At 69.2% G+C, this 25,692-nt stretch carries 27 protein-coding genes; 13 read left to right on the top strand and 14 right to left on the bottom strand.

What is annotated here, in order from left to right:
- Window positions 1-25: 25 nt before the first annotated feature.
- Window positions 26-820, bottom strand: coding sequence for a GNAT family N-acetyltransferase (locus PV646_RS15130; RefSeq protein ID WP_500342041.1), 795 nt, complete (start codon window positions 818-820; stop codon window positions 26-28).
- 229 nt (window positions 821-1,049) lie between these two features.
- Window positions 1,050-2,579, bottom strand: coding sequence for an ATP-dependent DNA ligase (locus PV646_RS15125; RefSeq protein WP_500342040.1), 1,530 nt, complete (start codon window positions 2,577-2,579; stop codon window positions 1,050-1,052).
- 90 nt (window positions 2,580-2,669) lie between these two features.
- Here PV646_RS15125 and PV646_RS15120 point away from each other — a divergent pair, with 90 nt between their 5' ends.
- Window positions 2,670-2,798, top strand: coding sequence for a hypothetical protein (locus tag PV646_RS15120; protein ID WP_500342038.1), 129 nt, complete (start codon window positions 2,670-2,672; stop codon window positions 2,796-2,798).
- Here the strand turns inward: PV646_RS15120 and pdxR are convergent.
- A complete protein-coding gene (gene pdxR / locus PV646_RS15115) occupies window positions 2,795-4,147 on the bottom strand; it encodes a MocR-like pyridoxine biosynthesis transcription factor PdxR (RefSeq protein WP_500342036.1) in 1,353 nt (450 codons plus the stop codon). The genes PV646_RS15120 and pdxR overlap by 4 nt on opposite strands.
- A 47-nt stretch (window positions 4,148-4,194) precedes the next feature.
- On the opposite strand from pdxR, the gene PV646_RS15110 reads away from it, so the two are divergent.
- On the top strand, window positions 4,195-5,082 hold the full coding sequence (locus tag PV646_RS15110; protein ID WP_500342034.1) for a DMT family transporter: 888 nt from the start codon (window positions 4,195-4,197) through the stop codon (window positions 5,080-5,082).
- On the opposite strand, the gene PV646_RS15105 is transcribed toward PV646_RS15110, so the two are convergent.
- From PV646_RS15105 to PV646_RS15090, 4 genes are read right to left on the bottom strand one after another with little or no spacing between them, the layout of a single operon-like run.
- Window positions 5,052-5,585, bottom strand: a complete 534-nt coding sequence (locus tag PV646_RS15105; protein WP_500342032.1) for a hypothetical protein — start codon at window positions 5,583-5,585, stop codon at window positions 5,052-5,054. The two genes, PV646_RS15110 and PV646_RS15105, sit on opposite strands and share 31 nt — an antisense overlap.
- The gene (locus PV646_RS15100) at window positions 5,582-6,382 is read right to left on the bottom strand and encodes a hypothetical protein (RefSeq protein WP_500342030.1); all 801 of its coding nucleotides are present in this window, start codon (window positions 6,380-6,382) and stop codon (window positions 5,582-5,584) included. Before PV646_RS15100 ends, PV646_RS15105 begins: the two co-directional genes overlap by 4 nt.
- Before the next feature lie 10 nt (window positions 6,383-6,392).
- A complete protein-coding gene (gene abmR, locus PV646_RS15095) occupies window positions 6,393-6,947 on the bottom strand; it encodes an ATP-binding transcription factor AbmR (protein WP_500342028.1) in 555 nt (184 codons plus the stop codon).
- Window positions 6,948-7,004: 57 nt separating this feature from the next.
- Window positions 7,005-8,978 carry a thioredoxin domain-containing protein gene (locus PV646_RS15090; protein ID WP_500342027.1) on the bottom strand — a complete coding sequence of 658 codons (1,974 nt, stop codon included), beginning with the start codon at window positions 8,976-8,978 and terminating at the stop codon, window positions 7,005-7,007.
- Between the two features lie 55 nt (window positions 8,979-9,033).
- On the opposite strand from PV646_RS15090, the gene PV646_RS15085 reads away from it, so the two are divergent.
- Genes PV646_RS15085 through PV646_RS15070 form a run of 4 tightly spaced genes read left to right on the top strand, consistent with a single transcriptional unit; the run spans window position 9,034 to window position 14,205 of the window.
- Window positions 9,034-10,371, top strand: a complete 1,338-nt coding sequence (locus PV646_RS15085) for a 3' terminal RNA ribose 2'-O-methyltransferase Hen1 (RefSeq protein WP_500342026.1) — start codon at window positions 9,034-9,036, stop codon at window positions 10,369-10,371.
- Window positions 10,371-12,839, top strand: coding sequence for a polynucleotide kinase-phosphatase (locus PV646_RS15080; RefSeq protein WP_500342025.1), 2,469 nt, complete (start codon window positions 10,371-10,373; stop codon window positions 12,837-12,839). Before PV646_RS15085 ends, PV646_RS15080 begins: the two co-directional genes overlap by 1 nt.
- Window positions 12,836-13,450 (top strand): nucleotidyltransferase domain-containing protein, encoded by a 615-nt coding sequence (locus tag PV646_RS15075; RefSeq protein ID WP_500342024.1) that lies wholly within the window; start codon window positions 12,836-12,838, stop codon window positions 13,448-13,450. Before PV646_RS15080 ends, PV646_RS15075 begins: the two co-directional genes overlap by 4 nt.
- Window positions 13,447-14,205, top strand: a complete 759-nt coding sequence (locus PV646_RS15070; protein WP_500342023.1) for a nucleotidyltransferase domain-containing protein — start codon at window positions 13,447-13,449, stop codon at window positions 14,203-14,205. Before PV646_RS15075 ends, PV646_RS15070 begins: the two co-directional genes overlap by 4 nt.
- Here PV646_RS15070 and PV646_RS15065 read toward each other — a convergent pair.
- Window positions 14,202-14,483: a hypothetical protein gene (locus PV646_RS15065; RefSeq protein WP_500342022.1), complete on the bottom strand. Its 282-nt coding sequence runs from the start codon at window positions 14,481-14,483 to the stop codon at window positions 14,202-14,204. The genes PV646_RS15070 and PV646_RS15065 overlap by 4 nt on opposite strands.
- A 2-nt stretch (window positions 14,484-14,485) precedes the next feature.
- Window positions 14,486-15,355: a mycothiol conjugate amidase Mca gene (gene mca, locus PV646_RS15060; RefSeq protein WP_500342021.1), complete on the bottom strand. Its 870-nt coding sequence runs from the start codon at window positions 15,353-15,355 to the stop codon at window positions 14,486-14,488.
- Window positions 15,356-15,451: 96 nt separating this feature from the next.
- On the opposite strand from mca, the gene PV646_RS15055 reads away from it, so the two are divergent.
- Window positions 15,452-15,874 carry a DUF4307 domain-containing protein gene (locus PV646_RS15055; protein ID WP_500342020.1) on the top strand — a complete coding sequence of 141 codons (423 nt, stop codon included), beginning with the start codon at window positions 15,452-15,454 and terminating at the stop codon, window positions 15,872-15,874.
- 187 nt (window positions 15,875-16,061) lie between these two features.
- A complete protein-coding gene (gene greA / locus PV646_RS15050; RefSeq protein WP_045309976.1) occupies window positions 16,062-16,556 on the top strand; it encodes a transcription elongation factor GreA in 495 nt (164 codons plus the stop codon).
- Window positions 16,557-16,583: 27 nt separating this feature from the next.
- Here greA and PV646_RS15045 read toward each other — a convergent pair whose 3' ends face one another.
- Window positions 16,584-17,093, bottom strand: coding sequence for an Lrp/AsnC family transcriptional regulator (locus PV646_RS15045; RefSeq protein ID WP_452251293.1), 510 nt, complete (start codon window positions 17,091-17,093; stop codon window positions 16,584-16,586).
- A gap of 173 nt (window positions 17,094-17,266) precedes the next feature.
- Between PV646_RS15045 and hppD the strand changes: the two genes are divergently transcribed.
- Together hppD and PV646_RS15035 are read left to right on the top strand one after the other, a co-directional pair.
- The gene (gene hppD / locus PV646_RS15040; RefSeq protein WP_500342404.1) at window positions 17,267-18,349 is read left to right on the top strand and encodes a 4-hydroxyphenylpyruvate dioxygenase; all 1,083 of its coding nucleotides are present in this window, start codon (window positions 17,267-17,269) and stop codon (window positions 18,347-18,349) included.
- Window positions 18,350-18,403: 54 nt separating this feature from the next.
- The gene (locus PV646_RS15035; RefSeq protein WP_189158166.1) at window positions 18,404-18,646 is read left to right on the top strand and encodes a hypothetical protein; all 243 of its coding nucleotides are present in this window, start codon (window positions 18,404-18,406) and stop codon (window positions 18,644-18,646) included.
- A 59-nt stretch (window positions 18,647-18,705) separates the two neighbouring features.
- Here PV646_RS15035 and PV646_RS15030 read toward each other — a convergent pair whose 3' ends face one another.
- From PV646_RS15030 to PV646_RS15020, 3 genes are all read right to left on the bottom strand, one after another.
- Window positions 18,706-19,851 (bottom strand): cystathionine gamma-synthase, encoded by a 1,146-nt coding sequence (locus PV646_RS15030; RefSeq protein ID WP_500342019.1) that lies wholly within the window; start codon window positions 19,849-19,851, stop codon window positions 18,706-18,708.
- Between the two features lie 116 nt (window positions 19,852-19,967).
- Window positions 19,968-21,095 carry an RDD family protein gene (locus tag PV646_RS15025; protein WP_500342018.1) on the bottom strand — a complete coding sequence of 376 codons (1,128 nt, stop codon included), beginning with the start codon at window positions 21,093-21,095 and terminating at the stop codon, window positions 19,968-19,970.
- Between the two features lie 90 nt (window positions 21,096-21,185).
- On the bottom strand, window positions 21,186-22,556 hold the full coding sequence (locus PV646_RS15020; protein WP_500342017.1) for a cystathionine beta-synthase: 1,371 nt from the start codon (window positions 22,554-22,556) through the stop codon (window positions 21,186-21,188).
- A 118-nt stretch (window positions 22,557-22,674) separates the two neighbouring features.
- Between PV646_RS15020 and PV646_RS15015 the strand changes: the two genes are divergently transcribed.
- The 3 genes from PV646_RS15015 to PV646_RS15005 all read left to right on the top strand — a co-directional run bounded on the left by PV646_RS15015 (window position 22,675) and on the right by PV646_RS15005 (window position 25,235).
- Window positions 22,675-23,547 (top strand): SGNH/GDSL hydrolase family protein, encoded by an 873-nt coding sequence (locus PV646_RS15015; RefSeq protein ID WP_500342016.1) that lies wholly within the window; start codon window positions 22,675-22,677, stop codon window positions 23,545-23,547.
- A 91-nt stretch (window positions 23,548-23,638) separates the two neighbouring features.
- The gene (locus tag PV646_RS15010; protein WP_500342015.1) at window positions 23,639-24,859 is read left to right on the top strand and encodes an acetyl-CoA C-acetyltransferase; all 1,221 of its coding nucleotides are present in this window, start codon (window positions 23,639-23,641) and stop codon (window positions 24,857-24,859) included.
- Between the two features lie 163 nt (window positions 24,860-25,022).
- Window positions 25,023-25,235 carry a hypothetical protein gene (locus PV646_RS15005; protein WP_500342014.1) on the top strand — a complete coding sequence of 71 codons (213 nt, stop codon included), beginning with the start codon at window positions 25,023-25,025 and terminating at the stop codon, window positions 25,233-25,235.
- Here PV646_RS15005 and PV646_RS15000 read toward each other — a convergent pair.
- Entirely contained in the window at window positions 25,232-25,642 is a 411-nt protein-coding gene (locus tag PV646_RS15000; RefSeq protein WP_500342013.1) for a GNAT family N-acetyltransferase, read from the bottom strand. The genes PV646_RS15005 and PV646_RS15000 overlap by 4 nt on opposite strands.
- Between the last annotated feature and the right edge of the window lie 50 nt (window positions 25,643-25,692).

Raw genomic sequence — 25,692 nt, 5'->3', positions numbered from 1 at the left:
GTGCTTCCACGATACCCGCGACGTCTCAGTTGGGCATTCGTCCCGGGTTCCAGGCGTACCCCGTGGTCGTCGTGACCGCCACGAATCCGAGCCGCTCCAGGATCGGCCTGCTGTCCTCGGTGGCGTCGACCTGCAGGTACTTGATGCCGCGTTCGAGGGCCAGCCGGGCCCGGTAGGCGACGAGAGCGCGGTAGACGCCCCTGCCACGCCACTCGGCCAGCGTGCCGCCACCCCAGAGACCCGCGAACTCCGTGCCGGGCACGATCTCGATCCGCGAAGCCGACACGATCGTGCTGCCGGCCTCGGCGACGACGGCGACGACGTTCGGGTCGTCCTTCTTGTCGAGCAGGCGGTCGACCAGCCAGTCGTGCCCACGACCGAAGACCGTCGAGGCGGTGAGAGCGAGCCGGTGCACGTCCGCGACCCCGCTCGCCTCCCGGACGACGATGCCGTCGAGCTCGACCTGCGTCGCCATCTCCTCGGCCAGGCCGATCAGCACGGTCTCCCGGCCCTCCGACTCGAAGCCGGCCGCGACCAGCCGTTCGGGCAGGTCAGCGGGGGTGTCGTGGCTCCACGTCTTCCACTCGACGCTCTGGTTCCGCGCGGTGAAGAAGTCGCGTTGCCGAGCGATGAGGGCGTCCAGTTCGGCACCGGTGACGCCCAGGTCGGGCGGACCGCCGACGAAGCCCCGCCGGCGTGGCCAGTTCACCCGGAACACCGGGCCGTCCTGGTGCACCTCGGCGCCGGGGTCGAGGATCGTCCACTCGGCCGGGCGGGCTTGGCTGTCGAAGGCGCTGAGCAGCGCGGAAGCGTCGGTCACTGGCCCGACGCTATTGCCGGGCCGTGCGGGGCCGCACCTGATTTTCGCCGCTGAGCACGCGGTGCGGCACCTCGTGACCGCCGCACGCTCGCCGCTTCGGGGCCTCCAGGGTCACCGGCGTCTTCGGGCACAGCTCAGGCGCGACGAGGAGGTGCCCTCGACAGGTGAGCCCGGCCATCCGCGAACTTCGAGCAGAACCCTCGTCGAGGTACCACCAGACCACCGCTGGTCAGGCGTCGGGATTCGGTTGTGCGGTGGGCAGGAGTGCCCGCACCTCCTCGATCGTCGTCGCTTCCGACGGGTCCTTGTCCGGGCGGTAGCGCACGACGCGGGCGAACCGCAGCGCGACGCCACCGGGGTAGCGCGGCGAGACCTGCACGCCGTCCAGCTCGATCTCGATCACCAGCTCCGGGCGGACCATGACCACCCAGTCGTTCCGCTCCGAAGCGATCGCCTGCAGGGCCTCGGTCTGCCACTTCAGCAGCTCGTCGGTGAGGCCCTTGAAGGTCTTGCCGACCATCACCGGCGGGCCGCCGTCCGGGTCGCGGGCGCCCAGGTGCAGGTTCGACAGCCAGCCTCGGCGGCGGCCACTGCCCCACTCGACGCCGAGGACCACCAGGTCGAGCGTGTGCACCGGCTTCACCTTCTGCCAGGCGCTGCCGCGACGGCCCGCCGCGTAGGGCGAGGCCAGCGACTTCACCATCACGCCCTCGTGGCCCGCGGACAGCGCCGCCGTGACGACGCCGGCCGCCTCCTCCGGCGACGGGTCCAGCACGCCGGGGATGACGTGCTCGCCCGCCACCTGCCGCAGTGCGGCCAGGCGGTCGCGCAACGGCTCGTCGAGCAGGTCCTTGCCGTCGAGGTGCAGGCAGTCGAAGAAGTACGGGTGCAGCAGCAGCTCTCGTTCGTCCTGCGCGCCGAACCTGCTCATCGTCTCCTGGAACGGGCGGGGTCTGCCCTCGTCGGTCAGCGCCAGCGTCTCGCCGTCGAGCACCACCGACGTGCACGGCAGGCCGCGCACGAGCTCGACCAGCTCCGGCACCGTCTTGGTGATCTCGCGCAACGTGCGCGTGTAGACGTGGACCTCGTCGCCGGAGCGGTGCACCTGGATGCGCGCGCCGTCGAGCTTGTGCTCCACCACGCAGCTGCCGAGCAGGGTCAGCGCGTCGTCGAGCGACTCCGCCGGTGAGGCCAGCATCGGGCGCAGGGGGCGTCCGACCTCCAGCCGGAACGCCTCCAGGACGGGTGCGCCGCCGTCTAGGGCGGCCACCGCCGTCTCCGGTAACCGGCCGGACAACATGAACGCGCGCCGCACCGTCTCGCCCGGTACGTCCGCCGCGGAGGCGATCGCGTCGAGCATGACGCCCTCCAGCGCGCCCTGGCGGAGCTCGCCGGTGAGCAACCGGCGCAAGAAGTCCTGCTCGGCCTCGGTCGAGCGCGCGAACAGCGCCGTGAGCAGGGCGACCCGGCGCTGCGCCGAGCCCTTGCCGGACGTCGCGGCCACCTCGGCGAGCGCGGCGTCGACCTCGGCGATCGTCAGTTCCGCCTGCGCCGCCGGTGGCACGGACAGGTCGACGACCGTGCGCCAGCCTGCACCGATGCGACCCTGCCGCGGCGTGCCGATGAGGAACGACACCACCGCGACCACCACGTCCGCCGTCGCCGCGCGCAGCAACGCGGACAGCGCCTTGACCTTGGCCAGGCGCGACCGGGTCGCCGCCACCGCGGCCGACGTGTCGACAAGTTCGGAGAGGAGCACGTGTTCAATGGTGCACCCGAGCACCGACAATTTCTGGAGTCGCGGACTAGGCTCCGCCGCCAACCGTCCTACCTGGGGGTTTACCGAACCATGAACGCATTCAAGATCGTCGCCGCCGCTCTGCTGTTCGCCGCCGTCGCGGTGACGACCCTCAACGGCGCCGATGCCGGCACGGACCGCGAGCACATCATGGGCACCGCCCGCGAGCACATCCTCTAAGCGACGGCGGCGTCCGCGATCTCCCTGACCGCTTCCCGCAGGCGGTCAGGGGTGAGCGACGCGTAGCCGAGCACCAAACCGGGCCACATGGGCGTGCGCGTGTACTGCGCCAACGCCCAGACGTGCACGCCACGGTCCGCAAGTCTGCTCTTCAACGCGAGGTCGTCCGTCCCGTCGGGCATGCGCAACACGACGTGCAAACCCGCCGCGACACCGATGGGCTGCCATGCGGGCAAATGCTCCTCAACGGCTTCCAGCAGCGCGTCACGCCTCTTCCGGTAGAGCGCGCGCGTACGGCGTAGATGGCGGTCATAGCCACCCGTCCGCAACAGGTGCGCGAACGCGGCCTGGGGGATCGTGCCGGTGCCCATGTCGTTGTACTGCTTGCGTTGCACGATGCCTTCGCGCAGCCGTTCCGGCACCACGAGCCATCCGAGTCTGAGCGCGGGCGCCAGGACCTTGCTCGTCGTGCCCTGATACACCACGTGGTCGGGCGCGAGCGCCTGCAACGCCCCCAGCGCGGGCCGGTCGTACCGGTGCTCGGCGTCGTAGTCGTCCTCGATGATCAACGCGTCCCGCTCGCGCGCCCAGTCGACGAGCGCCCGCCGCCGTTCGGGATGCAGCACCACGCCCAGCGGAAACTGGTGTGCCGCAGTGACGAGCACCGCTCTGCAGTCCGTTTTGGACAGCAGGTCGACCCGGATCCCCTTGTCGTCCACCGGAACCGGCACGGTGTTCAGCCCGTGCGACCGCAACATGTTCTCGCCGCCGAAGTGGCTGGGTTCCTCGATCGCGATGCTGCCGTCCAGGATCCGCGCGGTGAGCTGCAACCCGTCCGCGGCACCGTTGGTGATCACCGCGTCCTTCGCGACCACGGCTCGCACGCGCGCCAGGTAGTCGACGATCTCCTTGCGCAGCCCCACAAAACCGGCCGGGTCGGGGTACGCGAGGTCGTCGTCGGGCAGCTCGGCGAGCGCGGCCCGATGAGCCGCCACCCATTCGGCACGGGGAAACGCGCCCAGCGCGGGCAGCCCGGGCCGCAGGTTGTACCGCCACCGCTGCGGCGGCTCCGGCACACCGCACGCACCGGCGGGCCCGAGGCTCGCGACCGTCGTCCCCGACCCTCGCCGCGTGGTGAGGTACCCCTCCGCGACGAGCTGCGTGTACGCCGACGTCACCGTCCCGCGCGCCACCCCGAGTTGCGCGGCCAGATCCCGGCTCGACGGCAGCCGCGTGCCGGGCAACAACCGCCCGTCCCGGATCGACCGCCGCAGCTCGACCTCCACCCCACGACGCCGCTGGTGCCCGGGCAACAGCAGCTCGCGAAAAGTGGTCCAGTTCGTGGCCATTGAAGTGGAGCTTAAACCTGGACCAGTTCAGCGCAAGGCTCTAGGACATGAAACTCGGGGTGGCCGCAGGAGCGACAGCGGCAACGATCGTCGGCGCGTCGGTGCCGATCACGGGCATGCTCGAGGGCTACCCGGTCCTGACCGGCCAGGCCATGCGCTACGCCCTCGGCGCGGCTGTGCTGCTGCTGGTGGCACGCCGCCTGCCCATGCCGTCGTGGCGCGACATCCCACCGTTGCTGGGCGTGGTCATCACCGGCATGCTCGGCTTCAACGCCGTGCTCATCGCCGCCCAGCAGTACGCGGAACCGGGCTTCGTGGCCGCCGTGATGGGCGGCGCACCCATCGCGCTGGCACTTCTCTCACGCCAACGAACCGCATCGGCCGTGGTAGGCGCCGTAGTGGTGGCGGCAGGCATCGTGCTGTTGTCCGGCGGCGGCTCGTGGCACGGTCCCGGCCTTGCGCTGGCGTTGGTCACGATGGCCGGCGAAGTCTGCTTCACCTTGTTCGCCGTGGGAGTCGTACGGCGCCTGGGCGTACTCGGGGTGGCCACCTGGACATGCATCCTGGCCACGGTGATCGGCGCGGTGCTGGGCACGTTCGTGGGCGGCTGGCAGATGCCGAACGCCCGCCAGGGCTTCTCCCTCGCCCTGCTCGCCGTGGTGGTGACCGCGCTGGCCTTCGGCCTCTGGTACTTCGCCGTGAACCGCCTCGGCTCCGACCGCGCAGGCGTGCTCATCGGCCTGATGCCGGTGTCCGGCCTGGCGACCTCCGTGCTGCTGGGCGCGCAGGAACTCTCTCTCGTGTCCGTCATCGGCGTCACCACGGTCGCACTCGGGTGCGTCATCGGCCTCCGGAGGGGAACGCACGACGCCGAGAGCGACCGCACCCCGAGTCAGGAGAACGCTCAAGCCTTGCCCACCGCGACCGCCATCTGATGCACGATGCGCCAAGACTCGCCAGGCTCAGCACGAACCCGCTCGAAGACCTCCTGTTGCCCCGCCGTGAACCGTCCGCGCTCCACAAGTGCAGCGGCAAGACTGTGCACGTCCACGTCAGCAGAGGCGCCCTTCGAATACCAGACCCACACGGCGTGAAGAGCAGCCTCGCGCGGTGCGCCGTACCAGTACGCAGGACGGCTCGGATTGGGCACGGAAGGGTCCGGCACGCGGTACCCCAACCGCTTGGCGTGCCGCCGAACCACCCCGTAGGCGTGGCGGTCGGCCTGCCAGGCGGCATGGCTGGCCGTCAGCATTTCCAGAGCCGCGGGCAACAGGGCCGGATTGCGGACGAAGTCGCCCACCACGAACCACAGAAAGCTGAACGACGCCTCGAAACCGATCGGGTGGTAGTGGTGCAGGCACCGCCGCAATGCGGTGACGCGGTGGTTCAGAGGAAGCGTGACGTCGAGGACTTGCCTTGCGTTGGAAGAAAAACTCATGCGCTGACCTTCGCGAGCCAGGAAGCGGCTTCGTCGGCCGGCAACACACGGGCGATGTCGATCAACGGCGTCATCATCGGGTAGACGCGACCGGCGTTCCACGACCTCAGGTACGGCGGCGGGCTCAGAACCACGACTCGGCGGCCGTCGAGGAGCGGGATGTCGGACGGACGACCCTCGTTCCAGATCGTCGCGCCGAACCCGTCGGAAAGCTCGAACTGGCCCTGGATCCCGCCCTCGGGTTCGAGGTCCGGGCCAATCGACGCCGCTTCCACCCACGCGTCCAGTGGCGGCTCGCCCGGCACGTGCTCGGGGATCAGGCGGTAGGCGAGCAGCGTGTGGAGCTGGAAGTTATCGCCGATGCCGCCGATCGTGATCTCGAACCCGGTGCCGCTCGGCCGGTGCAGCACCAGCAGCGGTTCGAGGTCGGTGACCATCAGCAGGCCGTGCAGCCACGAGTCGGTCGGCACGGCGGCCAGCAGACGCTCGCGGTGGGGCAGTTGGGCGCGGATGTCCTCGTCCTGCATGGGCAGCAGGAGCACCTGCTCCCAGTCGTCGTCGCCGCGTTCGAACGCTTCCGCCACACGCACGACCAACGGTTCGAGGGCCTCGCACGCGCCTGTGTGGAAGAGGATGTTGCCCAGCAACAGGTTGGTCTGGAGGTCCGGCGACGAGGACAGCACCAGCGCCGCCGCCGACATCTCGTCGAACGAACGGCCCTGGGCCTCTTCCACGAACTTCTCGAAAGCGCCCGGCTCGTTCCGGACCACAGCTGCTGCGACTGACGTCAGATCCACGCGCAGCAGACTAGGTGAGATCAGGTCCCTGCGACCGCAGATCGTCCACACGCGACATGGCGTCGCGCAATTCGTCGAGCCACGTGTCCGCGTGTTCGCCCACGAGGCGCACGGCCCAAGCCAGGGCGTCTGCGCGTGAGCGGGCCACGCCGGCGGCTACCAGCGTGTCGAGCACCTGGCGTTCTGGCTGGCGCAGGCGCGTCATGACCGGCACGGCCAGGTGCGTGAAGAGCTCGCGGGTGCTGCCCAGCGAAGCACCCCAGGCGACCTTGCGGCCGTAGCGGTGCTCGGCCTGGCGCGCGATCTCGATGCGTTCGTCGCGCGTCTCCTCCCGCCAGCGCGAGATGCGACCCGACTCGGCCGCGGCGCGCGAGGCGTCGTCGAACTCACCTTCGAGCGGCGTGAGCGTGCCGACGACCGTGATCTCCTCGCGGTCGACGATCACCTCCGCCGCGCCGGTGAACCAGCCGTCCGGGAGCCTGCCCGCGAACCACGCCGCCGCGTCGTCGGCCGAGGGCAGGTCAGCCTGCTGCCACCCGCCTCGTCCTCGCCATCCACGTCCCATTACACCCAACTCCTGATTACATGATTACGTTGCAATCGACGTTACGCCTGCAATCAGTCAGGAGGTGTTCGCCGTCAGCGAAGTGACCAGGGCTTCTGCCGAAACGACGGGCCGATCGCACACATAGCCACGGCACACGTAGGCCGCAGGACCGTCGTCGACCAACGGGCGGTCTTCCAGCAACGGCACGGAGCCCGGTTCTCCGGCCACGACGACGCCGCCTCCGGGCACACGGGCGACCGCCGCCGCCCACAGCGACGCACGACGCGAGTCGTCCCCACCCACCACCGCCACCTGCAACGGGCCTGCGACCAGTGCCTCGGCGACGGTCAACCAATGGCCGGCGAACCGGGGAGCCCGCGCGGCCAGCAGACCGGCCCGGGTCACGGCGGCGGAAGCGGCCTCGAAGTACCGCGATGAACGATCGGCGCCCGCCAGCAGGGAGGCCGTCAGCAGGGCCGAGGCCAGCGAAGACGCTCCGGAGGGCGACGCGTTGTCGGTCGAGTCGGCAGGACGCCGGACGAGAGCCTCGGCGTCGTCGGCGGTGTCGTAGTACGCGCCCGGAGAGTCCGGCACGGCGAACCGCGCGAGAGCGGTGTCCAGGAGTCCGCAGGCCAGGTCCAGCCACCGGATCGAGCCGGTGACCTGGTGCAACGCCAGCAGGCCGTCGGCAAGGCAGCCGTAGTCCTCCAGCACGCCGAACGACGGCCCGGCCACCCCGTCCCGCGAGGTCCGCAGCAGCCTGCCCTCGACCAGGTGCACCGAGGCCAGCAACGACGCCGCGTCCGAAGCCGCCGAGATCCACGACGGCTCATCGAAGAACGCGCCCGCTTCGGCCAGTGCCGCGATCACCATGCCGTTCCACGAGGCGATCACCTTGTCGTCACGCCCCGGTTGCGGCCGCGACGCGCGCTCCGCCAGCAGCGCGGCCCGCACCTCCTCCCCCGGCTCCGACACGAACCGCAGCGTCGACTTGCCGCCCTCGAAGTTCGGGTCGGGAGTCACGCCGAAAGCAGCGGCCGCCGACCCGAGTTCCTCGTACGACCACACGTAGGTCAGGCCCTCGACGCCCTCGGTGTCCGCGTCCAGCGAGGCCGCGAAACCACCCTCGGCCGTTCGCAACTCCCGCAGCAGGAAGGACACCGTGTCCCGCACGACGCGTTCATAGCGCGCGGAACCCGTCAACCGCGCCAGGTGCGTGTAGAAGCGAAGCAGCAAAGCGTTGTCGTACAACATCTTCTCGAAGTGCGGCACCACCCACGACGCATCGACGCTGTACCGCGCGAACCCGCCACCGAGCTGGTCGTAGAGGCCACCGTCGGCCATCGCGTCCGCCGTCGAGGTCGCCATCGAGACGGCCTCGACCGAACCGGTGCGTTCGTGGTGGCGCAACAGGAACTCCAGCGCCATCGACGGCGGGAACTTGGGCGCGCCACCGAACCCGCCGTTGCGCCGGTCGAACTCGCCGAGCAACGACACCACCGCACCCGCGAGCACGTCGTCATCCACAGTGGACGGAGGTAGCGGCGTGGCGTGGCGGGAGATCTCCTCCACCACAGCGGAAGCGGACTCCAGGATCTCGCCCGGCTGCGTGGCCCACGTCGCCGACACGGCCTCGATGACCTGCCGGAACGACGGCATGCCAGGACGAGGAGCCGGCGGGTAGTAGGTGCCCGCGTGGAACGGCCGTGCGTCCGGCGTGAGGAACACCGTCATCGGCCATCCGCCGTGGCCGGTCATGGCCTGCGTGACCTCCATGTACACGGCGTCGACGTCCGGACGTTCCTCGCGATCCACCTTCACGGACACGAAATGGGCGTTCAGGAACGCGGCAACCTCATCGTCCTCAAACGACTCGTGCGCCATCACGTGACACCAGTGGCAGGCCGCGTAACCGACGGACAGCAGCACCGGCACGTTGCGCCGCCGCGCCTCCTCGAACGCCTCCGCGGACCAGGGCCACCAGTCCACCGGGTTGTCCGCGTGCTGCAGCAGGTAGGGGCTGGTCGCGTCCGCAAGCCGGTTGGTCATGTCAAACACACTAAATGAGCAGCGCAGAGGCCGACTCTCGATCAGACTCGACCTCGTGTTGCTCACCATGACCACGACGCACCAGCCGGCGACCGATCTCGGCCACCTGCTGCACAAGCATCCCGACCGGGCTCAGTCGTTCACGACGAGCTCGGGCACCGCGCACGTCTTCTACCCGAAGGCGACGAACGAGGAATGCACGGTGGCCCTCCTGCTGGAGGTCGACCCGATCGCACTCGTCCGAGGTCCCGGCAGCACGCTCACCCAATACGTCAACGACAGGCCGTACGCGGCCGGGTCGTTGCTCACGGTCGCGCTCGGCAGCGTGTTCCGCACGGCCATGAACGGCCGCAGCGACAGCTACCCGGAACTGGCCGCGACGCCGATCCCGCTGGTCGTCCGCATCCCCGCGCTGCCCCACCGGCTCGCGGAGCGCCTCTTCACGCCCCTCGGCTGGGACGTGGCGATCACCGAGCACGGCGACTCGCGCTTCGGTGACGTCACGCTGAGCGGCACCGTGAAGCTCAGCGACGCGTTGAAGCACCTCTACGTGCTGCTGCCCGTGCTCGACGGCGGCAAGCACTACTGGGTCGCGGCCGACGAGGTCGACAAGCTGCTCAAGGCCGGTGACGGCTGGTTGTCCCAGCACCCCGACAAGGAGCTGATCACCACCCGGTACCTGGCGCGCAAGCGACCGTTGATCACCTCCGCCCTGGAGCGCCTCGCGGACGTCGCCGAGGTCGAGCCCGAAGAGCTCGACAACGCGCTGGCGGAGCCGAAGATCTCCCTTGCCGTGCAGCGCAAGGAAGCCGTGCTCAAGGCCTTGAAGGAGGCGCGGGCCAAGCGCGTGCTCGACCTCGGTTGCGGTGGCGGGGCGCTGTTGCGCGCGCTCGTCAACGAGCCCGAGTTCACCGAGGTCCACGGTGTCGACGTGTCCGCGAAGGCGTTGCAGGAGGCGGCCCGCAAGCTGCACCTGGACCGCATGGGCGAACGTCAGCGCGAGCGGATCACGTTGCGGCAGTCGGCTTTGACGTACGCGGACCCCGAGCTGGCCGGGTACGACGCGGCGGTGCTGATGGAGGTCGTCGAGCACGTCGACCCGTCGCGCCTGCCCGCACTGGAGCACTCGGTCTTCACCGTGGCCCGCCCGGTAACCGTGCTGGTCACCACGCCGAACGTCGAGTACAACGTGCTGTTCGAAACGTTGCCGGAGGGCCAGATGCGCCATTCCGACCACCGTTTCGAATGGACACGGGCAGAATTCGCGGCGTGGGCGGACGGCGTCGCGGAACGCCGTGGCTACGCCGTGCGGTACGTGCCGATCGGGCCGGAGGACGCCGACCGCGGCGCGCCGACCCAGATGGCCGTTTTCACCTTGGGGGACGAGAACTGATGGAGCTGAAGATCCCCGACCTGTGTCTGGTGGTGCTGGTCGGCGCCTCCGGTTCGGGCAAGTCGACGTTCGCGCGCAAGCACTTCCTGCCCACGCAGGTGCTGTCGAGCGACTACTTCCGCGGGCTCGTGTCCGACGACGAGAACGACCAGTCGGCGTCCGGGGCGGCGTTCGACGTGCTGCACTACGTGGCGTCGAAGCGCCTGGAGGCCGGGCGCGTCACCGTGATCGACGCGACCAACGTGCAGCCGCAGGACCGCGCCCAGCTGGTCGCGGTCGCGCGCAAGGCGAACGTGCTGCCGGTCGCGATCGTCCTCGACACCCCCACCGAGGTGTGCCTCGCGCGCAACGCGCAGCGCCCCGACCGCGACTTCGGCCCGCACGTCGTGAAGCGGCACCGGGCGGCGCTCAGGCGTTCGCTGAAGTTCCTCGGCAAGGAGGGGTTCAAGCGCGTCCACGTGCTGCGCTCCGAGTCCGATGTGGACAACTCGACGATCGTGTACGAGCGCCTGCTCAACGACCTCAAGCACGAGACCGGGCCGTTCGACGTGTTCGGCGACGTGCACGGGTGTCGGGCGGAGCTGGAGGAACTGCTCACCGAGCTCGGCTACGCGCTGGTTCGGGACGACGAGGGCCGTGCGGTCGACGCCGTTCCGCCGGGTGACCGCAAGGCCGTGTTCGTCGGCGACCTGGTCGACCGCGGGCCGGACACCCCCGGCGTGCTGCGTCTCGTGATGGGCATGGTCGCGGCCGGCCACGCCTTCAGCGTGCGCGGAAACCACGAGGAGAAGCTCGTGCGGGCCATGCGCGGCCACAAGGTGACGGTCCGGCACGGGCTGGAGAAGTCGCTGGAGCAGTTCGCCCACGAGTCGGAGGAGTTCCGCCTCGCCGCGACGAAGTTCTGCGACGGCCTCGTCGCACACTACGTGCTGGACGGCGGAAACCTCGTCGTCGCGCACGCCGGTCTGCCCGAGCGCTACCACGGCCGTGCGTCCGCGAAGGTCCGCAGTTTCGCCCTGTACGGCGACACGACCGGCGAGACCGACGCGCACGGCCTGCCGGTGCGCCTGCCGTGGGCGAACGACTACCGCGGCTCGGCGATGGTGCTGTACGGGCACGTCCTGACGCCCGAAGCCGAGTGGATCAACAACACCATGTGCCTGGAGACGGGTGTGGTGTTCGGCGGCAAGCTGACCGCGTTGCGTTACCCGGAGAAGGAGCTCGTCGCCGTCAAGGCGCACCAGACCTGGTACGAGAACGACGCGCCGTTCCCGCCGAAGGCCGTCGAGCGCGCGCCGGACGTGCTGGCGTTGAGCGACGTCACGGGCACGCGCCGGGTCGAGACGTCGCTGATCGGTGCCGTGACGATCCGCGCGGAGCAGTCGGCGTCGGCGCTGGAGGTCATGAGCCGGTTCGCGATCGACCCGCACGAACTGCTGTACCTGCCGCCGACGATGGCTCCGGTGGCGACTTCGCAGCGCGACGACGTGCTTGAACACCCGGAGGAGGCGTTCGCGGAGTACCGGTCGGCCCGTGTCCGGCAGGTGATCTGCGAGGAGAAGCACATGGGCTCCCGCGCGGTGTTGCTGGTGCGGAAGGTTGGCGGCGCGATCTACACGCGCACCGGCCGTGCGTTCTTCGACGGCGCTGTCGGCGCGGAGTTGCTGGACCGGGTGCGTTCGGCGTGCGCCGGGCTGTTCGAGGAGTTCGCCACGGACTGGCTGCTCCTCGACGCCGAGCTGATGCCGTGGAACGCCAAGGCTTCCGGACTGATCCGCGAGCAGTACGCGGCGGTCGGCGCGGCGGCCGGTGGTGCGCTGCCGGTCGCGGTCGAGGCCCTGTCCGCGGCTGTCTCGCGCGGCGTCGACGTCGGGGACCTGCTGGCCCGGACTGCGGAGCGAGCCTCGAACGCGGAGGCCTACAGCGCCGCCTACGAGCGGTACTGCTGGCCGGTGGACGGACTGGAGGGCGTGCGGATCGCACCGTTCCAGCTGTTGGCGGCCGAGGGGCAGACGTTCCACGACCGTTCACACCTGTGGCACCTGGAGACGTTGGGACGACTGGAAGGCCCGTTGTTCCAGCAGACCCGGCACCTCGTGGTCGACGTCGACGACCCTTCGCAGGTCGCCGCCGGCGTGAAGTGGTGGGAGGAACTGACCGCGGACGGCGGTGAGGGCATGGTCGTGAAGCCGCTGGCGAACGCCGGCGGACGCTTCCAGCCGGGCGTGAAGGTGCGCGGGCGTGAGTACCTGCGGATCATCTACGGCCCGGACTACACCTCGCCCGAGAACCTCTCGCGACTGCGCAAGCGTTCGCTGGGACGCAAGCGCGGACTCGCCCTGCGCGAGTACGCCCTGGGCATCGAGGCCCTGGAGCGTCTCGTGCGCGGCGAACCCCTGTGGCGGGTGCACGAGTGCGTCTTCGGCGTGCTCGCGCTCGAGTCGGAACCGGTGGACCCACGACTGTGATCCTCGAAGCCGTGATCGGCTCGCACGCCTACGGTCTGGCGAGCGCGGAGTCCGATGTGGACAGACGCGGGGTGTTCGTCGCGCCCACGGAGGCGTTCTGGCGCCTGGAGAAACCCCCGACCTCGGTCGAGGGACCGGACCCCGAGCAGCTCAGCTGGGAGGTCGAGCACTTCTGCAGGCTCGGCCTGAAGTCGAACCCGACGGTGCTCGAGACGCTGGTGAGCCCGCTGGTGGAGATCAGCACGCCGATGGGAGAGGAACTGCGGGAACTGTTGCCCGCGTTCCTCTCCCAGTACGCCGTGCGGGCGTTCACGCGCGCGACGGAGATGCAGCTGTCGCGCGCGGGCCGCAACCTCAAGCCGAAGCAGCTCATGCACGTGGTGCGATTGAGGTTGGTGGGCCTGAACCTGCTGCGCACGGGCCGTTATGACATCAGTGCGGACAGGTCGTTGCTGAAGATCCGCGACGGCTCGATGGACTGGGACGAAGCGGTCGCGTGGGCCCACCGCCTGGGCGACGAGATGGCGGAAGCACGAGGCCCGCTGCCGGAGGATCCGGACCGGGCGCGGGTCGAGGACTGGTTGATGTCGGTGCGCAGGAGGATGTTGTGAGTTACGAGGTACCCGACCTGAGCGCCGTCGTCGCCGAGCAGTCGCACGACCTGCTGTTCGCGACGGTGTCCGGCGCGCATCTGTACGGCTTCCCGTCCCGTGACTCGGACGTGGACCTCCGCGGCGTGCACGTGCTGCCACTCGCCGAGATCCTCGGCCTGCGGCACGGCCCGGAGACCAAGGAACGGATGTGGGTGCGCGACGGTGTCGAGATCGACCTGGTCACGCACGACGTGCAGAAGTTCTGCCGGCTGCTGACCCGCCCCAACGGCTACGTGCTGGAACAGCTGCTCTCGCCGCTCGTCGTGCACACGACGGAGGCGCACCGGAAGCTGGCCGCCCTCGCCGCGGGGTGTCTGACCTCACGGCACGGGCACCACTACCGGGGCTTCGCCGCCACGCAGTGGCGGCTGTTCGAGAAGACCGCCGAGATCAAGCCGCTGCTCTACACGTTCCGCGCGCTGCTGACCGGCGTGCACCTGCTGCGCACCGGCGAGGTGAACGCGCACCTGCCGACGTTGCTGGAGAAGCTAGACGGCCCCGACTACCTGCCGGGACTCATCGAGGCCAAGGTCCTCGGCGAGCACCGCGCGCTGGCCGGGGTGCCGGACAGGCCCGCGCCCGAACGGCTGGAGGCGGACCTCGCGCACTGGCACGAGGAGCTGCGGCAGGCGCGGGAGACCAGCGACCTGCCGGTGGAGCCGCCGGCCTTCGAGGAGGTCCACGACTTCGTGGTGGAACTCAGGAGCCGCTAGTCCTTCTTCTTCGACGCGTCCGAAGACTCGGCCGGGGCTTCCTTGGACGCCTCGGCCGGCTCGTCGAACGACGCCGGCAAGCCCTTGATGTGCTTGTTCATCGACTTGACGAGGAAGAACACCGCGATGAAGAACACGATCAGCAGGACGAGGCCGACCGGCGAGGACTTTCCGAAGTCCTCGCCCTGGCCGCCCTTGTCATTGCCGTCGTTCGTGTTCGACGGCTGCACGGCGACCAGCGCCACCGTGCTGCCGAGGGAGAAGTCTGGGGAGAGCACCCCTAGACCTTAACTCCGGCGAACAGGTCGTTCTCCGGCAGCGTCGAGTCCACCTGCGAGCGGACGAGTTCGTACTCCTCCGTCGGCCAGATCTCGCGCTGCAGTTCCATCGGGATGCCGAACCAGCGGCTGGTCGGGTCGATCTGGGTGGCGTGGGCCTTCAGCGCCTCGTCGCGGACGTCGAAGTAGTCCGCGCACTCGACCTGCGTCGTGACGCGGTCCATCACGTCGGGACGGTCGGTGTTCCAGTTCGCGAGCCACTCGGCGTACGGCGACTCCATGCCGCGAGCTTCCATCGCCTCGTGGAACGCGAGGATCTTGGCGCGCGAGAAGCCGTGGCCGTAGTAGACCTTCTGGGTTTCCCACGCGTCGCCCAGTTCCGGCTTGAACGAGGCGTCGGCGGCGGCGTCGAGGGCCGCCATCGAGATCTCGTGCGTGCGGATGTGGTCCGGGTGCGGGTAACCGCCGTTCTCGTCGTAGGTGACGACGACGTGCGGGCGGAAGTCGCGGATGGCCTCCACCAGGGACGGCACCGACTCCTCCAGCGGCACGAGGGCGAAGCACCCCTCGGGCAGCGGCGGCAGCGGGTCGCCCTCGGGAAGGCCCGAATCCTTGAAGCCCAGCCAGCGGTGCTGGATGCCGAGGATCTTGGCCGCGTTGGCCATCTCCTCGCGGCGGACCTCGATGATGTTCTCGAGCACGTCCGGCTTGTCCATCGCCGGGTTGAGGATGCTGCCCGCACCACCGTCGGTACAGGTCACGACCATCACGTCGTGCCCTTCCGCGATGTAGCGAGCCATCGAGGCCGCGCCCTTGCTCGACTCGTCGTCGGGATGTGCGTGCACTGCCATAAGGCGCAGCTTGTCGGCCATGACCCCCGTGGTCCTCCTGTGTGAACGGTCCTGCGACACTCATCAACTGAACGCCGGGCACCATTGTTCCCCAGAGGCTGAGGAGGGCGCGGACAAGTGGCACAACGCGCGCTCCCCGAGGGTCGCTACAGCAAGCAGAGCCGCAAGCCGCTCGCCACGTGGGCGCGCTGGGCATTACTCGCCGTAGCCGTCGCAGTAGGTGCCGTCATCGCCTTCGTCGGTTACCGAAATCTCGGTACAAAGCCGATCGAGGCGAAGCAGACCGCGTTCATCCTCCTCGGCGACGACCAGGTGAAGGTCAGTTTCGAGGTTTCTCGCGATCAACCGGAGCGTGCGGCCGTCTGCATCATTCGGGCCCGGTCCAAGGACGGGGACGAAGCAGGTCGGCGCGAGGTTCTGGTTCCACCGGGAAATGACGTCGTCGTAGAGACAACAGTTCTCCGCACTTCGAAACCGCCGGTCACCGGCGAGGTGTTCGGGTGCTCCTACCAGGTTCCCGCCTACTTGTCCACGAGCTAGCGGCCAAGCGGGTGATCTGCGGTTTAAACGGCGAGATGGGGAACAAATCGCCGTCGCTGAACGTTGTCTGCGTGTTACTATTGCCGCTCAAGCACGGCCCCGGCGCGGGCCGTGTTTTTCCGTTCCGAGCCCCAGGCCCGGGAACTATCTGGTGCACACGCATGCAGCAGAGCAAGACGAGGAGTTGGTGACCGTGAGCGACACCCAGGTGACCTGGCTGACCCAGGAGGCCTACGACCGGCTCAAGGCTGAGCTGGACGAACTGATCGCGTACCGCCCGGTCATGGCTGCCGAGATCAACGCTCGCCGCGAAGAGGGCGACCTCCGCGAGAACGGCGGCTACCACGCGGCTCGCGAGGAGCAGGGCAAGCAGGAGGCGCGCATCCGCCAGCTGCACGAGCTGCTCCAGGCCGCGAAGGTCGGCGAGGCTCCCACCACCAAGGGCGTTGCGGCACCCGGCACGGTGCTCACGATCCGCTACGACGGTGACGACGAGACGGAGACCTTCCTGCTCGCCACCCGTGAAGAGGGCGCGCACGGCGAGATGGAGGTCTACTCTCCGCTGTCGCCGCTCGGCAAGGCCCTGAACGGCGCGAAGGACGGTGAGACCGTCTCGTACGAGCTGCCCAACGGCAAGCAGCAGAAGGTCACGCTGATCTCCGCCGTTCCGTATCAGGCGTAGTAACACCACAAACGTTCGAAAGGGCGGTCACTTCGGTGGCCGCCCTTTCACGCGTTCCAGCAAGGGCCGCACTCGTGGAGGCACGGGCGTCGACAGGGCGATGGACGTCGACAACCGCCGCACGTGAGGCACGTCGACGATGTGGTCGACGACGCGCTGCAGGTCCGCGTTGGACCTCGCGACCATCCGCACGAACAGGTCCCCCTGACCCGTCGTCGCGTGCACCTCGCACACCTCGCTGATCGCGGCCAGCCCCTCGCACACCTCGGCCCTCCGCCCCTGCGCGATCTCGACCGTCGCGAACGCCGTCAGCCCGTACCCCATCGCCCCCAGGTCGAGCGCCGGCGGGAACCCGGTGAGCACGCCCCGGTCGGTCAATCGATCCAGTCGGGCCTGCACGGTTCCGCGCGCGACCCCCAGCCGGCGGGAGCATTCGAGGACGCCCAGACGGGGCTCGTCCGTCAAGAGCAGGAGCAGCTTCGCGTCCAGTTCGTCGACGGGCTGGTCAGAGTGCTCACTCTGCTGATCCGAAGGCATAGATCACTATACAAATTGTCCTGAGAAATCGCTGACTGTTGCTCACCCTGTCGGGTCGAATCATGCTGTTGGACATGACTCAGCAGCTTGACGACGTGAGCTACGACCAGCTCCGGCAGCTCGTGGGGTTGGTCGACTACGACGCGACCAAGGACCCCTTCCCCGTGCGCGCCATGGACGCCGTGGTGTTCGTCGCGGGCAACGCCACGCAGACCGCGTGGCTCTACCAGGTGGCGTTCGGCATGGAGCTCGTGGCCTACGCGGGCCCCGAGACCGGCCAGCGCAGCCACAAGTCGTTCGTGCTGAAGTCGGGCTCGGCCCGCTTCGTGATCCACGGCGGCGTCACGCCCGGTTCCGAACTCCTCGACCACCACCGCCGCCACGGCGACGGCGTCGTCGACCTGGCACTGGAAGTCGGCGACGTCGACCAGTGCATCAAGCACGCCCGTGAGCAGGGCGCCACCGTCCTCGAAGAGCCGCACGACGTGTCCGACGAACACGGCACCGTGCGCCTCGCCGCGATCGCGACGTACGGCGAGACCCGCCACACGCTCGTCGACCGCACCAAGTACAACGGCATCTACCTGCCGGGTTACGTCGCGCGCACCTCCACCGTGAAGCGTCCGGAAGGCGCCCCGAAGCGCCTGTTCCAGGCCGTCGACCACTGCGTCGGCAACGTCGAGCTCGGCAAGATGGACTACTGGGTCGAGTGGTACAACCGCGTCATGGGCTTCGTGAACATGGCGGAGTTCATCGGCGACGACATCGCCACGGACTACTCCGCGCTGATGTCCAAGGTCGTCTCCAACGGCAACCACCGCGTCAAGTTCCCGCTGAACGAGCCGGCGATCGCGAAGAAGAAGTCGCAGATCGACGAGTACCTCGAGTTCTACGAGGGCGCGGGCGTCCAGCACATCGCACTGGCCACCAACGACATCATCAAGACCGTCACGGCCATGCGCGACGCGGGCGTCGAGTTCCTCGAGACCCCGGACTCCTACTACGACGACCCGGCGCTGCGTGCACGCATCGGCGAGGTCCGCGTCCCGATCGAGACGTTGAAGGAACACCGCATCCTGGTCGACCGCGACGAGGACGGCTACCTGCTGCAGATCTTCACGAAGCCGATCGGCGACCGCCCGACCGTCTTCTACGAAATGATCGAGCGCCACGGCTCCCTCGGCTTCGGCAAGGGCAACTTCAAGGCCCTTTTCGAGGCGATCGAGCGCGAACAGGAGCGACGAGGCAACCTCTGATGCCGATCCCCCGGTAGGCTGCCTTACGGGGGACTCACATCGGGTGGAGGTGGCATGGCATTCGCGCGACGCGTGGCCGCGGTGATTCCGCTGGTCGGAGCCGTGACCACGGCTGCGGCACTGACCGGCGCCGCTTTCCTTACCGTGGCGCACGCGGGCTGTGACGAGGCCGGCCGCTTCGTCCGCACCGGCGAGACGATCCAGTTCGTCGGCGGCTGCGTGAACGGCGCCGACCTACCGGCGGCTCCGACGGCCGAGGCCGAGAACGTGGACAGGTTCGGCTCGAAGAAGCCTTGATCAACGCAGAAGGCCCCCTCCCAGCACGGGAGGGGGCCTTCTGCGTGTTCAGACCGAACTCAGCCCAGCGCCTCGAGCAGGTCGGCCACCAGGTCGTCACCGGACTCGATGCCCACCGACACGCGGACCAGGTCCGCGGGGACCTCCAGCAGCGAGCCGGACGTCGAGGCGTGCGTCATCTTGCCGGGGTGCTCGATCAGCGACTCGACGCCGCCCAGCGACTCGGCCAGCAGGAACAGCTTGGTCCGCGCGCACACCTCCAGCGCCGCCTCCTCGCCACCGTCGACGATGAACGACACCATGCCGCCGAACCGGCTCATCTGCTTCGCCGCCACCGCGTGCCCGGGGTGCGACTCCAGGCCGGGGTAGATGACCTTCTTCACCTTCGGGTGCCGGGTGAGGGCCTCGGCGACCAGTTCGGCGTTGTCGGAGTGCTTCTCCATGCGCAGCTGGAGGGTCTTGATGCCGCGCAGGGTCAGGTAGGCGTCGAACGGCCCGGGAACGGCACCGGCGCCGTTCTGCAGGAACCCGAACGCCGCGTCGATCTCCTCGTCCGAGGTGATCAGCGCACCGCCGACGACGTCGGAGTGGCCGCCGACGTACTTGGTCGTCGAGTGCAGCACGACGTCCGCGCCGAGCTCCAGCGGAGTCTGCAGGGCGGGCGAGGCGAAGGTGTTGTCCACGACCAGCTTGGCGCCGGCGTCGTGCGCGACCGAGGCGATCGCCGCGATGTCACCGATGTTCAGCAACGGGTTGGTGGGCGTCTCGATCCACACGAGCTTCGTCTCGGGACGGATGGCCGCGCGGATGGCGTCGACGTCCGAGACGGGGGCCGGCGAGTGGGTCACGCCCCACTGCGAGAAGACCTTGTCGATCAGCCGGAACGTGCCGCCGTAGGCGTCGTTCGGGATGACGATGTGGTCGCCGGGCTTGAGGAACGTGCGCAGCGCGGCATCGGTCGCACCCATGCCGGAGGAGAACGCACGGCCGTAACGGCCGCGTTCGAGGGACGCGAGGCACGTCTCCAGTGCGCGGCGGGTCGGGTTGCCGGTGCGGGAGTACTCGAAGCCCTCACGCAGGCCGCCCACGCCGTCCTGGGCGTACGTGGAGGTCGCGTAGATGGGGACGTTCACCGCACCCGTGGTCGGGTCCGGGTCCTGACCGGCGTGGATCGCCCTGGTGGCGAAGCCGTATGGGGTGCTCATGTCCGAAGGGTACTCACCCGTCTGGCGGTCGACGGCGTGAGTCCACGAGGTGAACACCCCCGGAAATGACTCAGCCCCCGGTCACCGCGAGGTGGCCGGGGGCTGCGCCGAAGGCTTTACCAGCCCTGCTGCTGACCGCCGTAGCCCTGCTGCGGAGGCTGGCCGTAGCCACCCTGCTGAGGCTGCTGCGGGTAGCCGCCGGTGTTCGGCTGCTGCGGGTGACCGCCGGTGCCGGGCTGACCGTAGGCCTGCTGCTGCGGCTGGCCGTAGCCACCGCCGCCGCCGTAGGAAGCGGTGTCCGGCCAGTTGATCACGACGGTGCCGCAGATCTTGTCGGAGTACGTCTCGTTCTTCGGCTTGTTCCACAACGGCGACAGGTAGTTGATCAGCGAGCCGACGCCGCAGAGCAGACCGAACGCGTAGTTGAGGAGCAGGCGGAGGAACGCGGTGCCGCCGCCGGGCGGCTGCTGCGTGTCCTCCTTGATCAGCTTGATCTTGGCGACCTTCTTGCCGAGCGACTGACCCGTGGAGCCGCCGCGCAGGACGGTGTTCCAGATCAGGAAGCCCAGCATGCCGCCGTAGCCGACGATGAACGCGACCAGACCCAGGATGCCCGCGGTGTTCGGGTCACCGGTCGAGGCGGCGATCATGCTGACCACGAACGCGATCAGCCAGCCGACGACGCCGGGGATGCCGTAGTCGATCAGGCCGGCGACCGCGCGGGGTCCCCACTCGGCATAACCGGTGGGCGGCATGGGGGCCATGCCGTAGCCGGGCTGGCCGTAACCGCCGGGCTGACCGTAGGCCTGCTGCTGCGGCTGGCCGTACGGGCCGGCCTGCGGAGCACCGTAGGGCTGCTGCGGCTGACCGTAGGCCTGCTGCTGCGGCTGCCCGTACGGGTTGGACTGCGGAGCGCCGTAAGGCTGCTGCTGCGGAGCACCGTAGGGCTGCTGCGGGGCGCCGTAGGCCGGCGGCTGCTGGGCGGGGAACCCGCCGGAGCCGGGGCCCTGTGCCGGGAAGCCACCCGAGGCGGGAGGTACCTGCCCGGGGCTGACGACCTGGGTGGCGTCCGCGTTCTGCTGCGGTGCGGCAGGAGCCTGACCAGGCGAGACGACCTGCGTCGCGTCCGGGTTGGGGTTCGCCGCGGACGGCTGCCCACCTCCCGGGACGATCTGCGTTGCGTCCGCGTTGGGCTCCTGCGGCTGACCGCCGAACGGATTTCCTGGCGGCTGCGGAGCGTTCATCCGGTTTCCAACCCCCTTGGCTGGGCCGTGTACGAGTGAGACAGGTGTTGATCTGGGGCGTCACGCTATCGGACGCACCCGCTTCTACGCTCAGCGACCAGCCAAGAACCCCAGAACATCCTGCCGAGTCACGACGCCGGCGGGCTTCCCGTCCTCCAGGACGAGGGCGGCGTCGGCGTTCGAGAGGGCGTTCATGGCGATGCCGACCGGCTCACCGGCGCCGAGCGTCGGCAGCGGCGGCGACATGTGCTTGTCGAGGCGGTCGGACAGCTGGGCCTTGCCGGTGAACAGCGCGTCGAGCAGGTCGCGCTCGTTGACGGCGCCGGCGACCTCGGCCGCCATGATCGGCGGTTCGGCGTTGACGACGGGCATCTGCGAGACACCGAACTCGCGCAGGATCGCTACGGCGTCACCCACGGTCTCGTTCGGGTGCGCGTGCACGAGGTCGGGGAGCATCCCGCCCTTGCGGCGCAGCACGTCGCCGACGGTCGCGCCGGTCGAGTCGGGCGGCAGGAAGCCGTAGGACGCCATCCAGCGGTCGTTGAAGACCTTGGACAGGTAGCCGCGGCCGCCGTCCGGGAGGATCACGACCACGACGGCGTCCTCGGGCAGGTCCTTCGCGACGCGCAGCGCGGCGGCGGCCGCCATGCCGCAGGAACCGCCGACGAGCAGGCCCTCCTCGCGGGCGAGGCGGCGGGTGATCTCGAACGAGTCGGCGTCCGAGACCTCGACGATCCGGTCGGCGACGGTCTTGTCGTACGCCTCGGGCCAGAAGTCCTCGCCGACGCCCTCGACCAGGTACGGACGGCCGGTGCCGCCGGAGTAGACGGAGCCTTCCGGGTCCGCGCCGATGACCTGCACGGCGCCGTCGGAGATGTCCTTGAGGTACCGGCCGGTGCCGGAGATCGTGCCGCCGGTGCCGACGCCCGCGACGAAGTGCGTGATCTTGCCGGCGGTCTGGCGCCAGATCTCGGGGCCGGTCTGGTGGTAGTGGCTCGCCGGGTTCTCCGGGTTGGAGTACTGGTCGGGCTTCCACGCGCCGGGGATCTCGCGGACGAGCCGGTCCGAGACGTTGTAGTACGAGTCCGGGTGCTCGGGCGCGACGGCGGTCGGGCACACCACGACCTCGGCGCCGTAGGCCTTGAGGACGTTGCGCTTGTCCTCACTGACCTTGTCCGGGCACACGAAGACGCACTTGTAGCCCCTGCGCTGGGCGACGAGCGCGAGCCCGACGCCGGTGTTGCCCGAGGTCGGCTCGACGATCGTGCCGCCGGGCTGCAGCTCACCGGACTTCTCGGCGGCCTCGACCATCCGGAGCGCGATGCGGTCCTTCACGCTGCCACCGGGGTTCAGGTACTCGACCTTGGCCAGCACCGTGGCCTTGATCCCCGTCGTCAGGGAGTTGAGCTTGACCAGCGGCGTGTTGCCGACCAGATCGACGACGTGCTCGACGTACTCCACCGGTATCTACTCCCTGCTCCCACTCTCCGAGATAGCGGGACGAAGCGTAGCTCTAGTCGCTGCGGAGGTTGATTCGAACGGCGGAACGCACGATGCGGGGTGGAAGGGGGTGGTGCGGATGATCGGACTCAGGACGCTGCGCGCGGTGGCGATGACCGCCGCGACGCTCGGCGGACTCTCGGGTGCGCTCTTCGGCCTGCTCACTGAGCAGGGACGACGTGCCAGGGTGGCCATCGGTGTGCTCGAACACCTCTGGCCCGCGCCGGACGGCGTGTACCTCGACGACGGTGGCGATCCGCTGCGGCTGGCGGTGCTCGGAGACTCGATGGCGGTGGGTGTCGGTGTGACCCATCCCTCGCAGATGCCGGGCGTGTTGCTGGCCCAGGCGCTGGCCGAGGAGGCGGGCCGGCCGGTGCGCCTGTCGACGTACGCCATCAGCGGCTCGACCACCCGTGACCTGGTGCCCCAGGTCGACGCGGCCGTGCTGGACGCGCCCCAGGTCGCGTTGATCATCATCGGCGCGAACGACGTGACGTCGCGGATCGGCCCGCGCGAGTCCGCCCGGCTGCTGGGCGAGCAGGTCGGGAAGCTCCGCGCGATCGGGTGCGGCGTTGTCGTCGGGACCTGCCCCGACCTCGGGATCGTGAGGCCGATCCCGCAGCCGTTGCGGCTGGTCGGGCACCGGTACAGCCTGCGGCTGGCGGCGGCGCAGACCGCCGAGGTGAAGCGGGCCGGCGGTGTCACGGTGTCGATGGCGAACCTGCTGGCGCCGGAGTTCATGGCACGGCACGTCGACATGTTCAGCTCGGACCGCTTCCATCCCAGCGCCGTCGGCTACGAGGCGGCGGCGGGGGTGCTGCTGGCGCCGTTGTGCCAGGTGGCGGGGTTGTGGCCGGGCTGGGTCGCGCCGGTGCTGCCGTTGCGGTCGGCCGCCGCTCTGGCGGTGCGGCCCTCTCGCGTGCCGGTGTGGCTGCAGAAGCGGCACGCCTGAGTTTCGGAATTCTCGTCACTCGCGCTGGCCGGGGTGAGCGGCCGTTAACTAGGCTCGACGGCAACCTTGACTCTCAACGAGGAGTTTCGTGATGCCTGAGGCCGTGATCGTCTCCGCCGCCCGCTCCCCCATCGGCCGTGCGGGCAAGGGCTCGCTGAAGGACGTTCGGCCCGACGACCTGGTGGCGCGGATGATCCGCGCGGCACTGGACAAGGTGCCGCAGCTCGACCCCGCGCAGATCGACGACCTGATGCTCGGCTGCGGCCTGCCCGGCGGCGAGCAGGGCTTCAACATGGCGCGCATCGTGTCCGTGCTGCTGGGTTACGACAACCTGCCCGGCACGACCGTGACGCGCTACTGCGCTTCTTCGCTGCAGACCACGCGCATGGCCCTGCACGCCATCAAGGCGGGCGAGGGCGACGTGTTCATCTCCGCCGGCGTCGAGACCGTGTCGCGGTTCGCCAAGGGCAGCTCCGACTCGTGGCCGGACACGCACAACCCGCTGTTCGGCGAGGCCGAGGCGCGCACCGCGTCCGTCGCGGCCTCCGGCGCCTCGGAGTGGCTCGACCCGCGTTCGATCGACGTGGTTCCGGACGTCTACATCCCGATGGGCCAGACCGCCGAGAACCTGGCTCTGCTCAAGGGGATCTCACGCCAGGAGATGGACGAGTTCGGCGTCCGCTCGCAGAACCTCGCCGAGAAGGCCATCGCCGACGGCTTCTGGGCCCGCGAGATCACGCCGGTCACGCTGCCCGACGGCACGGTGGTCTCCGCGGACGACGGCCCCCGCGCCGGCGTCACCTACGAGGCCGTGTCCCAGCTGAAGCCCGTCTTCCGCCCGGACGGCCGCATCAACGCTGGCAACTGCTGCGCCCTGAACGACGGCGCCGCGGCCCTGGTGGTCATGTCCGACACGAAGGCCCGCGAACTCGGCATCACGCCGCTCGCGCGCATCGTGTCGACCGGCGTCTCCGGCCTGTCGCCCGAGATCATGGGCCTCGGTCCGGTCGAGGCCTCGAAGCGCGCGCTGGCGCTGGCGGGCCTGTCGGTCTCCGACATCGACCTCGTGGAGATCAACGAGGCGTTCGCCGCCCAGGTCATCCCGTCCTACCAGGACCTCGGGATCGACCTGGACCGCCTGAACGTCAACGGCGGCGCCATCGCCGTGGGCCACCCGTTCGGCATGACCGGTGCGCGCATCACCACGACCCTGATCAATTCGCTGCAGTTCCACGACAAGCAGTTCGGTCTCGAGACCATGTGCGTGGGCGGCGGCCAGGGCATGGCGATGGTCATCGAGCGACTGAGCTGATCTTTCGCCCAAGATCTGCAAATTGACGCTTGCAAGTAGCTCCGCTTCACCCGAACGGAGCTACTTGCCTGCCCCCTTTCTGCCGATGAGATGAAACGTCGCGCATTGGCGTCATCGGGCGAGGGGAAGTCCGTCCCTACCAACGAGTAAGGAGGGGTCGGACATGCCCTACGTGTGGTGGCAAAGCGAATATGACCTGCAATGCCATGCTTTCTCTCTCGATCAAGCAAACGGTTCTCCCCGCAGCTTTTACGAGGCCGTCTGCGATCATTCGGTGCCCGACGAACGGGTGTCGCGCGCCCAGGCGGGGTCGCTGTGCGTGGACTGCCTGATCAAGGTCGGCACCGAACTGCCGGACGTGCGCTGGCGGGTCTAGCGCCGCCACATCCCGATCGAACCCGGTGCGCTCTCCACGAAGCCGTGTCGTGCGTAGAGACGACGGCCGGGCGGATCGGCCAAAAGGCTGACGCACGCGTTCGGCGAGTGTTCGCCGATTCGTTCCAGCAACGCGGCGAGGATCGCGTCGCCGATGCCTTTGCGTTGATGGTCCGGCAACACGGCCATGTCGATGATGTGGAAATACCAGCCGCCGTCGCCGATCACGCGTCCCATCCCGACGATTTCGCCTGATTCCACGTGAATGGCAATTGCGCTGGCCCATGCGCCGCCGATGCCGTTTTCAGCTTCTTGCTCGGTGCGCGCGCTCAGGCCTGATTCCCTGCGCAGACGCAGGTAGGCCTCCACGGCGGGCGATTCCATCGTCAAGCGGTAGGCGTGGTCCACCAGGCCCAGCCTACAAACGCCGAAGGGGCGCCCCGCCGCAGCGGAACGCC

The sequence above is a fragment of the Streptomyces sp. ID05-26A genome (assembly GCF_033794685.1).
Taxonomy (GTDB): domain Bacteria; phylum Actinomycetota; class Actinomycetes; order Mycobacteriales; family Pseudonocardiaceae; genus Lentzea.
Note: the sequence above shows the minus strand (reverse complement) of the source record. Positions and strands in the feature narration are given on the sequence as shown.